This is a genomic window from Chryseobacterium sp. (assembly GCF_008831505.1).
Classification (GTDB): domain Bacteria; phylum Bacteroidota; class Bacteroidia; order Flavobacteriales; family Weeksellaceae; genus Marnyiella.
Genome location: NZ_CP044507.1, coordinates 2429587 through 2445361 on the forward strand (window position 1 = coordinate 2429587; position 15775 = coordinate 2445361).

At 45.1% G+C, this 15775-nt stretch carries 7 protein-coding genes, 2 tRNA genes and 3 rRNA genes; 1 reads left to right on the forward strand and 11 read right to left on the reverse strand.

Annotated features, from left to right (window positions below; genetic code table 11):
- Positions 1–7: 7 nt before the first annotated feature.
- Positions 8–3877: a hypothetical protein gene (locus F7R58_RS11390; RefSeq protein ID WP_158065036.1), complete on the forward strand. Its 3870-nt coding sequence runs from the start codon at positions 8–10 to the stop codon at positions 3875–3877.
- A 292-nt stretch (positions 3878–4169) separates the two neighbouring features.
- Here the strand turns inward: F7R58_RS11390 and rrf are convergent.
- The 11 genes from rrf to bamA form a co-directional block, all read right to left on the reverse strand.
- Positions 4170–4277 (reverse strand): 5S ribosomal RNA (rrf, locus tag F7R58_RS11395).
- A gap of 186 nt (positions 4278–4463) precedes the next feature.
- Positions 4464–7230 (reverse strand): 23S ribosomal RNA (locus tag F7R58_RS11400).
- Between the two features lie 209 nt (positions 7231–7439).
- Positions 7440–7513 (reverse strand) — tRNA-Ala (locus F7R58_RS11405).
- Positions 7514–7605: 92 nt separating this feature from the next.
- Positions 7606–7679, reverse strand: a tRNA-Ile gene (locus F7R58_RS11410).
- 206 nt (positions 7680–7885) lie between these two features.
- Positions 7886–9404 (reverse strand): 16S ribosomal RNA (locus F7R58_RS11415).
- Together the 16S, 23S and 5S rRNA genes with 2 tRNA genes alongside form the textbook arrangement of a ribosomal RNA operon.
- Positions 9405–10032: 628 nt before the next feature.
- Entirely contained in the window at positions 10033–10710 is a 678-nt protein-coding gene (locus tag F7R58_RS11420; RefSeq protein ID WP_158065037.1) for a hypothetical protein, read from the reverse strand.
- Positions 10707–11573 carry a dTDP-4-dehydrorhamnose reductase gene (rfbD, locus tag F7R58_RS11425; RefSeq protein WP_158065038.1) on the reverse strand — a complete coding sequence of 289 codons (867 nt, stop codon included), beginning with the start codon at positions 11571–11573 and terminating at the stop codon, positions 10707–10709. Before rfbD ends, F7R58_RS11420 begins: the two co-directional genes overlap by 4 nt.
- Before the next feature lie 10 nt (positions 11574–11583).
- Positions 11584–12066, reverse strand: a complete 483-nt coding sequence (locus tag F7R58_RS11430) for an acyl-CoA thioesterase (protein WP_158065039.1) — start codon at positions 12064–12066, stop codon at positions 11584–11586.
- Between the two features lie 62 nt (positions 12067–12128).
- Positions 12129–12623 (reverse strand): OmpH family outer membrane protein, encoded by a 495-nt coding sequence (locus F7R58_RS11435; RefSeq protein WP_158065040.1) that lies wholly within the window; start codon positions 12621–12623, stop codon positions 12129–12131.
- A 59-nt stretch (positions 12624–12682) separates the two neighbouring features.
- Entirely contained in the window at positions 12683–13222 is a 540-nt protein-coding gene (locus F7R58_RS11440; RefSeq protein WP_158065041.1) for an OmpH family outer membrane protein, read from the reverse strand.
- Between the two features lie 8 nt (positions 13223–13230).
- Positions 13231–15768, reverse strand: a complete 2538-nt coding sequence (bamA, locus tag F7R58_RS11445) for an outer membrane protein assembly factor BamA (RefSeq protein WP_158065042.1) — start codon at positions 15766–15768, stop codon at positions 13231–13233.
- Positions 15769–15775 lie beyond the last annotated feature (7 nt).

Consider the following 15775-nt stretch of genomic DNA (forward strand, 5'->3'; position numbering starts at 1 on the left):
TTAAACCATGGAACCCTTATACAGTTTACTTACTTTTCCGCAGAAATATGAATCCGGCAGACTTTACTTTAATATTATGGTTTTGCCGCGCAATATAAATCTGCTGGAGAGCGTCAACGGAATTCCGGCTTTTGCCGACACAAATTTTGATCTTGAAACAAAAATGATTAAGGGACTGGAGGGTCTACCTCTCTTTTCCGCCGCTGTTTATTCTGAAATCCCGGAGGTCAATTCTCCCCCAACCCATAAGCGAAACACAATTACTGCGGTGATGCAGCAGCTGGATCTGAATGACGGACTCAAGGTAACCTCAGATAAAAATCTCAATAAAGATTCCGGTGCATCCCAGCAAATACAGCAGTATGCAGCTAAGAATGTGGCAATCAGGAAATACTTACCCGAAACTTACCGGAAGGCATTCAACTTTACCAGCCCCAGAACACGGTTTGCGGTTACAGATGATGAATATGAGTGTATTATAAAGAATAAGGAAAAGAAAAATACAGATCCGGTTACCAACAGAAATTATATCTCCTGGGGAAAACTCATGGCCTTCATCCTGCGCAATCCTCTGCTCGCTGAAAAAGCAGGATTTATAATCAAAGCCAGTATAGAAGTGGACCTGTCGGTGCTTGATAAAGGCGGCTGGCTCTTCCACCGGTTTGCACCTGCGAGTTCATTTGGCAGTGTACAAACAGCGGTTTACGCAGCCAGGATCCCGGCTCTTAAGGGAGACCGCAGACTGTTTTCACCGGTTCTTTTTCCGGTTAAGGAGGTGGCTGTGAATACCGCTACGTACGATGAAGTGATGCAGGAATCGTTGATTTATAATGATGGTTTTGCCAGGATTGTGCATGCGAACCAGCCCGTGAATCAGGATTTGCTCCAGGAAAAAGACGTGAGTAACCCTCCGGTCATGGATGTGGGTCTGCGACTGGGCTGGGACGATGAGCAACTGATTATCTGGGGCAACCGCCAACTCAGGCAAAAAGATGAGATAACAGAGCAGAAAATTGACGCTCCCTTAGGTGTATTCGGTTATAAGGTGGATGTGAGGAAGTTAGGTGACACCAAATGGTCATCGCAAAATAGGATTGTAGTGCGGCAGGATATGCTGATTAACGGCGAAACGCTGGTTCCGGCGGGTCAGTCCTTAGAACTGCCTACTGAAGTTTATCCTACCTCACATGGAAATACAATGGAGGAGGGTTTCTGGCTGCCGATGTATTTTGCCTCATGGAACGGTAAGTCTATGGTGGTTCCTGACAAAGATGCTGAGGAAATTTATCATTTAGCAAAAACGAGGGTGCCGTTACAGAAAGCGGGCAGCAGTAATGCCATCAACCTGAAACCGAAACCGACATTCCATCCCTACCAACAGGATGAAGATCACAAAGTTGATCTTATTTATGGAAATGATTACCAGTTCCGTATCCGTCTGATGGATATTTCGGGCGGTGGTCCCCGGGTGGAAGATGAACAGATGAACGGTGGTCAGAGACCCGTTGCAGATGTACATTTCAGAAGAAACGTGCAAGCAGGTAAACTCATTATCGCTAATGTTGATGCTTTTCACAAGTTACAGTCTGTTGCCACTGTAAAAGACACCAGCATACTGGAAAATTTACTGGATGCTTCAAACAAATTGCGGATCAAGCGCCCGCTGCTCAGCTATCCCGCGGTTGCATTTACAGGTAAATATAGCGACGCGGTAACTTTGCTTAAACAAAAAATTGACAACATTCCACCTCCACAAAATTCTGAGAGCCGTGTCCAGCATACCGTAGGACTACCGGACCCCGATATAAAAACATTTAAAATCCTGGTAGAGATAAAATCCCTGGAAATGGATAATGTGCAGTCAATTACCGGTAAGGAATCATTCTTCGCCTGGAAAGAAAAGATATTTGAAATCCCTTTTGATCAAGAGACAGAGAATTATGATCTTGAAGCAGAAATTAACATCATTTATCAGGACATAAAAATCCTGAACCCGCTGGATGATGAAGGTCCGAATGATTTAATTCTGCCGACATCCAGGGAAGTCAGGCTGACACTTACGCCGCTAGTAGACGGAGCTGACCTTGAAGGCGACTATGCCGCCCCCTTTGTAAAAGAAGGCAGCAGCACGATGCTGACCTCTTTCAAAATTGCCGAAGATGAAAGCGATCTGCTTTCGCCCATAGATGGTGGCCTGCGGGCATTCTATCTTCAGCCGGACCCGCAGCCTGAACTTGCTGCAGTATCCAAATCTAAACTGGACCTTGTAAAAATTACACCAAACAAAACCTCTCCTGAACTGCAGCGACTGGCTGATGCCCTTAATCTAACAGTTCACAACCTTACCCTTCAGGGCGAAAAAGGGAAACGCGTACAGTTTGGTGCAAGTAATGAGTTGCGGCATTCGCTTTCTCCTGACTCAGGCTCAGTAACGTTGTCCAGTTCAAAAGAACTGTTCAACCGCTGGCTGGTCACTTTGGATTTCAGTTTGCTGCGGGATTGGTCGTGGAAGGGCTTACATGAAGACAGTTTTACGGTGTTCAGAAAAATAAACCGTCCCGGCGAAAGCGAGGAAGAGGTGGGCAGCATAAGTGTGAAAGATGTCGCCAGTATGACGATGCTGGATGAAGCCGACCGGCAGGCAAGCAGAATTATCTTTCTGGACTGTATCGATCCTGATAAATACCTCAAAAATTTTCCACGGGAGATTTCGGCTCAATACAGATTGGTGGCCAACTATAAAAAAGGTTACGAAGCTATCCGTAAGGATGAACTTGAAATACTGCAGATTGATTTGCCAATAACTACCATTCCGCACCAGATCCCAAAGATGGTTTCAGTCGGTATAGCCTTGAGCAATTATGTTTATGACAAAGAATTCTACCGCTCTTCGGATGAAAGGCAGAAGTATATCTGGTTTGAATTTGATGAAGCACCTCAGGACCCGAAAGATACTTACTTCGCCAGAGTTCTTGCTTATTCGCCAGATCCTTACCTGTGCCGTGTGGATAATGATCTGATTACAGAAATCAGCGAGGACCTGCCAATACGCCTTAACCCCGAAGAAATACGCGAAATAATCCCGGGGGTGATCAATGACTTTGCAGGTATTGGTGTCTTACAGGAAATGATTCCCGCATCCACAGATAATCCGCGTACCTATTTGCTACCGCTTCCGCACGGTATGCATGGAAACAGTGATGAATTATTTGGCTTTTTTACTTATGAAATACGGCTTGGACACAAAAAGGAGTTATGGAGTACCGCACAGGGCCGCTACGGGCGTAGGCTAAAAGTGAATGGCGTACAGCATCCGGCTCCTGAACTGGTGTGCAACGCCTACCGGGTAGAAACAGCGAATCCACTTGCAAAAAAAGAAATTGAGATTACGGCACATTTCGCAAACGCGGTGCTCAACGGGGAGGATATAACAGCTTTTCCACCTAACACTTCATTGTGGTATCTCCTGTATACACAGGTTATGCAGGCCGATGGCGAATCTTTTAGGAACATTTTGATTGATTCCGGACCATTATTATTTGATCCCGGGAAATCTCATAATGGAGCTATGTTAAGACCACAAGGAAATAAAAAAGGTACTGCTCGCCTCACTGTAAATGAGATTGGAAACAAACTTGAAGAACTGGGTCTTCCAAGGAACAATAATCTGAGCGTACTTGCTGTGGAAATGTTTCCGCTGAACAATAAATGGCAGTATGACAACCGAAATAAAAGGAATGACCGTGAAATCTCCTACGACGACTATATAAAAAACCGCAACATAGCGAATCCGCTTACCGATATGCTGGGACAGTACAGGATTTACCGAAGTTCCAGGCTCGTACCGATAACTGAAGTGTGCTGTGAGGATTGTTAGTGGTGGCTGGCCGTTGGTGACTGGTGACTGGTGATTGGTTTCTGCGGTCAGCAGTCAGCCATCAGCAGTAGGCTATAAGCAGTCTACCCTCTCACATCTCACTTCTAACCTCTAACCTCTAACCTCTAATATCTCATATCTGAAGTCTTTGTTCTTTGTTCTTTGTTCTTTGTTCTTTGTTCTTTGTTCTTTGTTCTTTATTCTTTGTTCTTTGTTCTTTATTCCACCAAACAAAAAAATCCCCAACCACGTGTGTGATTGAGGATTGTGTCCCGCCGAGGCGGATGAAAAAAACTGGCGGCGACCTACTCTCCCGCTTTCGCAGTACCATCGGCGCTAGAGGGCTTAACTTCTGTGTTCGGAATGGGAACAGGTGAGCCCCTCTGCTAAAACCACCCTAAAGGTTGTTTTGTACAAAAGGTTGTACAGTATATGTATTTTAAATAGATTGGAGATGAATAGATTTGAGACACGAGACATTAGTCTCTTATCTCTTGTCTTTAAATCTTCTGTCTGATTTAAAAAATCGATAAAAACGTTCACAAAGAGATAACCGTGCATGCACCTGCAGGGTGCGCCTATATCAGGCTATAAATCTACGGGTAATTAGTACTACTCGGCTATGCCATTACTGACTTTACACCTGTAGCCTATCAACGTGGTCATCTCCCACGACCCTTAAAAGATGTCTCATCTTGAGGCAGGTTTCGCACTTATATGCTTTCAGTGCTTATCCTTTCCAAACGTAGCTACTCTGCGGTGCGCCTGGCGGCACAACAGATACACCAGAGGTTTGTTCAAGTCGGTCCTCTCGTACTAAACTCAAGCCCTCTCAAACATCTAACGCCCGCAATAGATAGAGACCGAACTGTCTCACGACGTTCTGAACCCAGCTCGCGTGCCACTTTAATGGGCGAACAGCCCAACCCTTGGGACCTTCTCCAGCCCCAGGATGTGACGAGCCGACATCGAGGTGCCGAACCTCCCCGTCGATGTGAGCTCTTGGGGGAGACTAGCCTGTTATCCCCGGAGTACCTTTTATCCTATGAGCGATGGCCCTTCCATACGGAACCACCGGATCACTATGTCCTGCTTTCGCACCTGATCGACTTGTAGGTCTCACAGTCAAGCACCCTTATGCCATTACACTCTACGCACGGTTACCAAGCGTGCTGAGGGTACCTTTGAAAGCCTCCGTTACTCTTTTGGAGGCGACCACCCCAGTCAAACTACCCACCACGCAGTGTCCTCGCCGAGGCGAGTTAGGCTCCAAATAAACAAAGGGTGGTATTTCAACGTTGACTCCACCAACACTGGCGTGCCGGCTTCAAAGTCTCCCACCTATCCTACACATTGTTTATTCAAAGTCAATACGAAGTTATAGTAAAGGTTCACAGGGTCTTTTCGTCCCATTGCGGGTAATCGGCATCTTCACCGATACTACAATTTCACAGAGCTCATGGTTGAGACAGTGCCCAGATCGTTACACCATTCGTGCAGGTCGGAACTTACCCGACAAGGAATTTCGCTACCTTAGGACCGTTATAGTTACGGCCGCCGTTTACTGGGGCTTCAGTCAATGCCTTCGGATTGCTCCTAAGCACCTTCCTTAACCTTCCAGCACCGGGCAGGTGTCAGACCCTATACAGCATCTTTCGATTTAGCAGAGTCCTGTGTTTTTGATAAACAGTCGCCTGGGCCTCTTCACTGCGGCCACCATTGCTGATGGCGTCTCTTCTTCCGAAGTTACGAGACTATTTTGCCTAGTTCCTTAACCATGATTCACTCTAGCACCTTAGGATTCTCTCCTCGACTACCTGTGTCGGTTTTGGTACGGGTTGCTTCACTTCGGCTTTTCTTGGAATCTATTTCCCTGCAGCAGCTTCGCCCGAAGGCTAGGCCTTGACTATTCCGTCAGTCTCCAGCAAGTACGTAAATCCGTCCCCTTTTTAATGTGAGCAAGTTAGGGAATATTAACCCTATGTCCATCCACTACCCCTTTCGGGTTCGCGTTAGGTCCCGACTAACCCTCAGCTGATTAGCATGGCTGAGGAAACCTTAGTCTTTCGGTGAGCGGGTTTCTCGCCCGCTTTATCGTTACTTATGCCTACATTTTCTTTTCTATCCGCTCCACAATACCTCACAGTACTGCTTCTGCGCAAATAGAATGCTCTCCTACCAGATATAACTCCATAGTTATAAATCCATAGCTTCGGTAATATGCTTATGCCCGATTATTATCCATGCCGGACCGCTCGACTAGTGAGCTGTTACGCACTCTTTAAATGAATGGCTGCTTCCAAGCCAACATCCTAGCTGTCAATGCAGTCCAACCGCGTTATTTCAACTTAGCATATATTTGGGGACCTTAGCTGTTGGTCTGGGTTCTTTCCCTCTCGGACATGGACCTTAGCACCCATGCCCTCACTGCCGACGAACATTTATTAGCATTCGGAGTTTGTCAGGAATTGGTAGGATTTGACTCCCCCGCATCCAATCAGTAGCTCTACCTCTAATAAACTTAACATCGACGCTGCACCTAAATGCATTTCGGAGAGTACGAGCTATCTCCCAGTTTGATTGGCCTTTCACCCCTACCCACAAGTCATCCGAAGACTTTTCAACGTCAACCGGTTCGGTCCTCCACTTTGTGTTACCAAAGCTTCAACCTGCCCATGGGTAGATCACAAGGTTTCGCGTCTAATCCTACTAACTATGCGCCCTGTTCAGACTCGCTTTCGCTCCGGCTCCGCACCTGAAGTGCTTAACCTCGCTAGTAAAATTAACTCGTAGGCTCATTATGCAAAAGGCACGCCGTCACCCAACTTGTGGGCTCCGACCGCTTGTAGGCGTACGGTTTCAGGTTCTCTTTCACCCTTCTATTCGAAGTGCTTTTCACCTTTCCTTCACAGTACTTGTTCACTATCGGTCTTTCAGGAGTATTTAGCCTTGGAGGATGGTCCCCCCATATTCAGACAGGATTTCACGTGTCCCGCCCTACTCATTTATCACTTATGTATGCCTTTCATATACGGGGCTGTCACCCTCTATGGCCGTTCTTTCCAAAACGTTCTATTAAACATATAAAAGCTTTTGGGCTAATCCGCTTTCGCTCGCCACTACTTACGGAATCTCTTCGATTTCTTTTCCTCCGGGTACTTAGATGTTTCAGTTCTCCGGGTTTGCTCCTCGCCTTGCGGCGGGTGACTGGTCTTCTACCAGCCGGGTTGCCCCATTCGGACATCTCGGGATCAATTCGTGTGTGCCAATCCCCCGAGCTTTTCGCAGCTTACCACGTCCTTCTTCGCCTCTGAAAGCCTAGGCATCCGCCATACGCCCTTAACGATTTCTTTCCTAATATTTTTATTAGTTTAAGTATTTTTAATAACAGCACAACCGTGCTGCCTTTTATTTTGTAAACTTTCACACCCGCAGGTGCTCGGTTTTCTCTTTGTGATGTTCTTACCGTTAATGTCAATGATCTTTTTTCTTCTTATTAGCCTGATGAACGGATATTGTTTTTGGCTCTATCCGTAACTTTTAAATCAAACTTATAAAACTGTGGAGAATAAGGGAGTCGAACCCTTGACCTCCTGCGTGCAAGGCAGGCGCTCTAGCCAGCTGAGCTAATTCCCCCTCTAGTTTTAGACTTGAGATGTTTAGATTTGAGATCTGAGACTTTTCTCGTCTCCCATCTCTTGTCTTTTAATCTCCCGTCTTGTAATTAGTAGTCTCGGGCAGGCTCGAACTGCCGACCTCTACATTATCAGTGTAGCGCTCTAACCAGCTGAGCTACGAGACTGTCTTTTCAGACTTCCAGAATCAAGATTCAAGATACAAGACTTTTTTGTCTTGACTCTTGGCTCCTGGCTCTTGTATCTCTTCCCTATTACTAATTTCTAGTGGGTGTATTGTTTAATAAGCAACCAAAGTAAAAAAACCAAAGCATCCTCTAAGTGAGTGCTTGTGGTACTTGCGTACCTAATTAGTTGTGACGTATAGTCTCTAAAATGAGATGTTCCAGCCGCACCTTCCGGTACGGCTACCTTGTTACGACTTAGCCCTAGTTACTTGTTTTACCCTAGGCAGCTCCTTTTACGGTCACCGACTTCAGGTACCCCAAACTTCCATGGCTTGACGGGCGGTGTGTACAAGGCCCGGGAACGTATTCACCGCGCCATGGCTGATGCGCGATTACTAGCGATTCCAGCTTCATAGAGTCGAGTTGCAGACTCCAATCCGAACTGAGACCGGCTTTCGAGATTTGCATCACATCGCTGTGTAGCTGCCCTCTGTACCGGCCATTGTATTACGTGTGTGGCCCAAGACGTAAGGGCCGTGATGATTTGACGTCATCCCCACCTTCCTCTCTACTTGCGTAGGCAGTCTCACTAGAGTCCTCAACTGAATGTTAGCAACTAGTGACAGGGGTTGCGCTCGTTGCAGGACTTAACCTAACACCTCACGGCACGAGCTGACGACAACCATGCAGCACCTTGAAAATTGCCCGAAGGAGAATCTGTTTCCAGATCTGTCAATTCCCATTTAAGTCTTGGTAAGGTTCCTCGCGTATCATCGAATTAAACCACATAATCCACCGCTTGTGCGGGCCCCCGTCAATTCCTTTGAGTTTCAAACTTGCGTTCGTACTCCCCAGGTGGCTAACTTATCACTTTCGCTTGGTCTCTGAATCCGAAAATCCAAAAACGAGTTAGCATCGTTTACGGCGTGGACTACCAGGGTATCTAATCCTGTTCGCTCCCCACGCTTTCGTCCATCAGCGTCAGTTAAATCTTAGTGACCTGCCTTCGCAATTGGTGTTCTAAGTAATATCTATGCATTTCACCGCTACACTACTTATTCCAGCCACTTCAAATTTACTCAAGACCCGCAGTATCAATGGCAGTTTCACAGTTAAGCTGCGAGATTTCACCACTGACTTACGGGCCCGCCTACGGACCCTTTAAACCCAATAAATCCGGATAACGCTTGCACCCTCCGTATTACCGCGGCTGCTGGCACGGAGTTAGCCGGTGCTTATTCGTACAGTACCTTCAGCTACCCTCACGAGGGTAGGTTTATCCCTGTACAAAAGAAGTTTACAACCCATAGGGCCGTCGTCCTTCACGCGGGATGGCTGGATCAGGCTCTCACCCATTGTCCAATATTCCTCACTGCTGCCTCCCGTAGGAGTCTGGTCCGTGTCTCAGTACCAGTGTGGGGGGATCACCCTCTCAGGCCCCCCTAAAGATCATTGACTTGGTGAGCCGTTACCTCACCAACTATCTAATCTTGCGCGTGCCCATCTCTATCCACCGGAGTTTTCAATAGTAACTGATGCCAGTCATTATATTATGGGGTATTAATCTTCCTTTCGAAAGGCTATCCCCCAGATAAAGGCAGGTTGCACACGTGTTACGCACCCGTACGCCGCTCTCTCTCTTCCGAAGAAGAAATACCGCTCGGCTTGCATGTGTTAGGCCTCCCGCTAGCGTTCATCCTGAGCCAGGATCAAACTCTCCATTGTATGTTTGTCTTACGCTCACTCAAAGTTATTGACGCTTTGGTTTTTCCTTACTTTTTTTGGTTGTTATTTGTATGTCAATGATCTCTCTTCTCTTCGCTTTATTTCCAGACGCATCTTCTGTCGTTGTGCCTCTGAATTGCGAGTGCAAAAGTATAAACTATTTTTTAAATGACCAAATCTTTTTTTAAGAAATTTTTAAGCCCGAATTAACCACTGTTTCAATCAGCAACTAACCGCCTTATAATAAACTTCTCTCTCAAATCTGACCCTTAAGTCTCTCCTGCGCTTCCCCTTTCTCGTTACCTCGAATTGGGACTGCAAAAGTACAACTTAATTTTAAACTGCCAAATGTTTTTTGATAAAATTTTAAACCGATTAAAACCGCTCTACTCTCTTATTACCTACATCCTGACTTGTCTTCTACTTCGCTCCCTGGTCTCTCGATTTGGGACTGCAAAGATACCTAAATATCCACTCCCTCCAAATTAAATGTTATAAAATTCTCAGGAAATTGTGTAAATGACTGAGGGTGAAGGGGGAAATATTTAACTGAGAAAAACAATTGGAACTCTTAACCCAAAAATATTGCCCCAATAAACTGCTTACAATTGATCCCCTGTCTTTAAAGTTATTTAAATTGGGTATAAACAACGCTAAGGAAATCCGCAAAAGAGCGTTCCAATCTTATGATATCACCCGACTTAAGATTAATGCCCGCCTCCCCATACGGTGCCGACTGTACCTGGAAGGCCTGAAGCTGCAGATACTGAGCGGGTTGATTTACATCTGCTTTGAGCTTTACAGAGGAACCCAGGAGTTTACGGGTAGACAGTGAATAGGTTTCACCATCTGCAAGCTTCCTTACTGTATACGTGCGCTCCTTAAACTTTATTTTAGTATTATTTAAAGAAACACTCTGGTCCTGCGCGGGCGGCGCATATATATAGAGCACTCCTTTCTCCTCGGGAATTTCTGCGGAAGGCATATAATATAAACTTATCCGATAGTTCCACGGATCAAATTTCTGCTTTTTGCCGTCCACAGATTCAAAAGGGCGGAATGAAAATGAATTTGCTCCGATTTCTTTAGCCTTCTTATATATAAGTCCAAATACTTTCGCATCGTCAGCAGAGAATCCCTGAACTTCCACTTCACCCAAATATTCAGCTTTGGAAATCTCTGGGTTAATCCGGTACAGCTCCCTTTCTGTTCCCTCCCGGCTTTTCACCACTTCGTTCCAGATCACATTCTGGCCAAATGCCCAATGAGTGGCAATTAATGCGGACAAACAGATCAGTTTTCTCATTTTGACACCATAATTGTTTGCAAACATTCCTGTAAACTGTTTTCCCAATACCTGGGTTCTATTCCGTACGCAGACTCAATCCTGTCCAGCGCCAATGTACTGCGGCGCGGCCTTGCGGCGGGTGTTGGATATTCTGCGGTCGTGAGTGCTTTGATCTTTATATCAGAACCGGAAAGTTCAGCAATTTTTCTGGCAAAATGAAACCAGGTGGTTTCTCCATAATTTGAAAAATGAAATACACCATAAACCCGTTTGTCTGACTCTATAATATGCATTATAGCTTCGGCAAGATCATTCGCATTGGTGGGCTGACCAAACTGGTCATTCACCACTCCTATCTCTTCTCTTTCAGAAAAAAGATGAAGCATGGTCTTTACAAAATTCTTATTGTATTCCGAATAGAGCCATGAAGTTCTTATGATAACAGATTTTGGATTAGACTCCATCACCTGTTGTTCACCTTTCAGCTTAGAAGCACCGTAGACCCCATTCGGGTTAGTAAAGTTATCCTCATCATAAGAGATTTCGGTATCACCGTCAAACACATAATCTGTAGATATATGAATGAGCATCGCCCCTACTTCTCTGCAGGCTTGTGCCAGATTTCCCGGACCTTCTGCATTCACTGCGAAGGCTTGCGCGGCCTCCTGCTCAGCCAGGTCCACAGCGGTGTAAGCAGCAGCATTGATACAGAAGTGCGGTTTCTCTTCTTCCAAAACCGAAAGCACTGCCCCTGAATCGGTAATATCCAGATCGCCGGAGGCTAAAAATATAAAGTTATAGCTCCAGTCATAATCCGAAGATAATTTCTGCAGGCATTTCCCCAACTGCCCATTGGCTCCAACAACAAGTATTTTTTTCATTAATGTGTAATTAAGCTGATTTATTTTGTTTTCTGAAAAATGCCACGCGCTCGGCGAACGTTTTCTCCGGGACTTCAGTCAAGAACTCTTCAAACATTCCGCGGGTTTCTGGCGGATGGATTTCAGATTTTCTGGTTTTCATGTTAAAATAGATTACCGTGATCCAAAGCACCGCATTTATTGTCTTACCATCTTCGCTCTTCATCAGAATTTCAACTTTGGAAATACGGTCGCGCACCTCAATCGTTTTGCTGCTGATCTGTACTTTGGAATTGAAACGGACTTCACGAAGATAGGCAATTTCATTTTGCACCGTGATCCAGGTGCAGCCGGTTTTACGCGAATATTCTTCATATGTAAAACCATAATAGGACTCTACATGGTCTTCACGGGCATTCATCATATATTCCAGATACTTCACATTATTAAGGTGTCCTATCGGATCGCAATCACTGAAACGCACTTTTACCAGTGTCGAGATTTCTTTATTCATGGCGCAAAAATAAAAAAACCACCTCTATGCAAGGTGGTTAAGCTGTATAAATGTTTGTTAAATTAAAGTCCGAGCTCTTTCTTAACTGCGGCAGTTGCGTCTGGTCCACCTTTGTAGATTAAAGCGCTTGCGTCAATAACAAAATCCCATCCGTTCGCTTTTGCAGCTTTTGCAATTGCTGCATTAAGCTTGTCAATGATCGGCTTCAGAGATGATTCTCTTCTTTTGTTAAGATCCTGCTGTGCAGTTACTGCCATCTGCTGAAGGTTCTGCTGTGTTTTCTGGAGTTCGGCTTCCTTAGCTGTTCTCTGTGCTTCCGTTAGCTTAGCTCCTTCAGCCTGATATTTCTGAACATCTGCCTGCCAGGTATCTCCCATTTTTTTGAGTTCTGCTTCTTTTGATTTGCTGAAGTTCTCGAGATCTGTTGAAACTTTTTTCGTTTCAGGCATAAGAGACAGTACCTGCTCGTAATCCAGGGATGCCATCTTCTGCGCTTTTGCCATTCCAACAGTCATGAACATCGTTACTGCAGCAAATAATACACTTAATTTTCTCATAATTTTGATTAATAATTTAGGTTCTTTTTTTTGATTGTTTAATGCGGGCGAAGTTAAATCTATTTTGCACCCGATGCTTTACCGCCTGTATTTTTTGTTAGCAGGTCCAGTACTTTATCCGTGTAGTCATACCTTTTCTGAAGGAAAATAACACTGATGTTGTTACTCTTGTCCAGTACGATCCCAAGACCGTTTTTCTCGGATACTGTTCTTATCGCTTCCCAGATCTGGTCCTGGAAAGGCTGTGTAAGATTGGCCCTTAACTTGGCAATTTCGCCGTTAGTTCCAAAACGCAGACTTAAGGTAGTTTTAATATTTTTATCAAGGTCAGTCACTTCCCTTTCCCGCTGCTTCAACTGTTCGCCAATAAGCAGAACTTTCTCACTGTCGAATGCGGCCTTCTTTCTCTCATATTCCGACTGAAGGTTCTGAATTTCCTTCTGCCACGTGTCCACCTGAGCGTTCAGCCGGCCTTCGGCTTCTTTATACTGAGGGAGGCGCTGCAGGATATAATCGGTGTCCACGACTCCAATCTTCTGCGCATTTGCAGAAAATGTAATAAAAAGAAATGCGACAAACAGGAGGATTCTCTTATTCATTGTTTTTTTTATAAGGATTGATTCATCAGGAAGTGTGTTTTCCAGCCCGACGGTTCACTGTTATATAGCGGCTTATCGAATCCGTAGGCAAAATCAAAACCTATCAGACCGAAGGCACCCATGTATACTCTAACCCCTACACCTGCTGAACGTTTCAGCTGGAAGGGATTAAACTTGCCCCAATCGTTCCAAACATTACCTCCTTCCATAAAAGTAAGCGCGTAAATCTTTGCAGTTTGGTTCATTGAGATCGGATATCTTAACTCTAACGAAAAACGGTTGTAAATAGTACCTCCACCCAACTGAGTTACATCATCACGTGTACCTCCGTTTGTGGTCGCATTTTCATAACCACGCAGCGGTACAAGCTCACGGCCGTCAAACCTTCCGCCGAAAAGCCCGGTTCCACCCACATAGAATCTCTCGAACGGCGGTGCACCCAGTTCACTGTTGTAGCCATCCATAAAGCCCATTTCGGCAGTACTTCTAAGTACAAGTTTACCAGCGATCTCATTATAGAAATCACTCTTCACCTTTACTTTGTAGAACTCCATCAGGTTATACTTTTCTGCAGGAGCCATTGAAGAGTAGTCTTTATTACTGAAAAGCGAATAAGGTGGCGTGAACTTCACCGAAGTTTCCACATTGGAGCCTGAGGTTGGGAAAATCGGGTCAATACCTGCAGAATTACGGCTTAAACCTACATTAATGCTGAAGTTATTGGCATTTCCGTTATACTCCGTAGTTTCACCAAACTGGAACGGATAATTGTTAAAATTGTACCGCTGGAACTGCAAACCTGTGTACAGGGAGAAGTAATCGTCCGGCCAGCGTAAGAGACGGTTCAGACCGGCATTTGCCGAAAAAATATTCAGCTTCTGATCCATTCCGAACTGATCCTCGTAGTTTACAAGCGACTGGTTTACTCCAATGGAAAGTGCTGTCGGCTTGGTTCCGAACAGCCATGGCTCGGTGAATGAAATACCATAGTTCTGGAAATAATATCCCGCTTGTGCCTGAATGGACAGCGTTTGACCGTCGCCCTGAGGTACAGGTTTAAAATCCTTGAACTTCAGAAAATTCCGTAGTGAGAAGTTGTTAAACGTAAGACCAAGTGTCCCAATAAAACTGTCGCCACCATAACCTGCCTGAAGCTGGACCTGAGAAGATCCTTTTTCAACAAGTGACCAGTGAACATCTACCGTGTTGTCCTGAGGGTTAGGCTTGATGTCCTGACCAATCTGCTGAGGATCAAAAAAGGACATAGACGCAAGGTCGAAATAGGTTCTCTTTATATCACTTTTGGCGAATAGGTTGCCCGGTCTTGTCCTAAGCGAACGAAGTACCACGTGGTCATGAGTAGTGGTATTACCGCTCCACGTCACCCTGTTCCAGGTCGCTTTTTCGCCTTCACTGATGCGGACTTCCAGATTGATGGAATCGCCGTTAACCGATTTTTCTACTGGTGTTACATTAGAAAAAAGGTATCCGTTGTTCATATACAGGGACTTGATATCGGAATCATCTTCCTTACCGCCATCTTCACCAACTTTCTTGTTAAATCCTACCGCATCGTAAATATCGCCACTCTTATAACCCAGCACACGCTGGAGATAATCCGTGGAAAAGGCCGTATTTCCTACAAAAGAAATATCGCCGATATAGTATTTTTTGCCTTCGTTCAACTTTACGTTGATCTCGAAGTTATTCTTTTCATTCCTTGTCACAGAGTCAGAAAGTATCCGTGCATCACGGTAACCCAGGGAATTGTAATAGTTCACAAGGTTCTGCTTGTCTGCCTCATACTTTTCTTCTATGAATTTAGACGGCTTTAGAATGGCACCGATACCAAATCTCTTCTGCTTGGTATCTTTAAAGCCTTTTTTTCTGAGTCTGGAATCCGAAACATTCTCGTTTCCTTCAAAATCAATACGGTCTATCTTCACCCGTTTGCCTTTCTCCACTTCAATGGTCCAGTCTACAAGGTTAGGATCGGACGCATTCACTTTATCCTTGATGGTCACCCTGGCATCAGCAAAACCCTTTTTTATGTATTCGTTCGGAACATTGCTCTTAATGGTAGAAACTAGGTTCTGGGTTATTTTGGTTCCGGGCTTAAGATTGTTGTCTTTAGCCAGTTTTTCGTTTTTGGCTTTTCCGATTCCCTTTCCGGTAAAAGTAACCTCACCCAGTTCCTTCAGGTCCTGAAGATAGAAACGGAGCACCACACTTTCGCCCTGCTGGCTTTCGATGTAAACTTCAACTTCGGAGAAAGAGTTGGTTTCCCAGAGTTTGCGGATAGCATTACTTATTTTCTGACCGGGTATATCCACAATTTCACCTTTGGACAGGCCGGTAAAACGTAAAATCTGTGCCGGAGAATATCTTTTTACCCCATCGACCACAATATCCTGCAATTTGTAGGACCCTGTCTGGCTTTCAGCATAAACCGGGTTATTGTCCTGCGGATCCCCTTGCGGAGTTACCTGCCCATAGAAATGCGCCGAGGCAACAAACATAATAATAGGGATGAATCTAAACTTCATTATATAT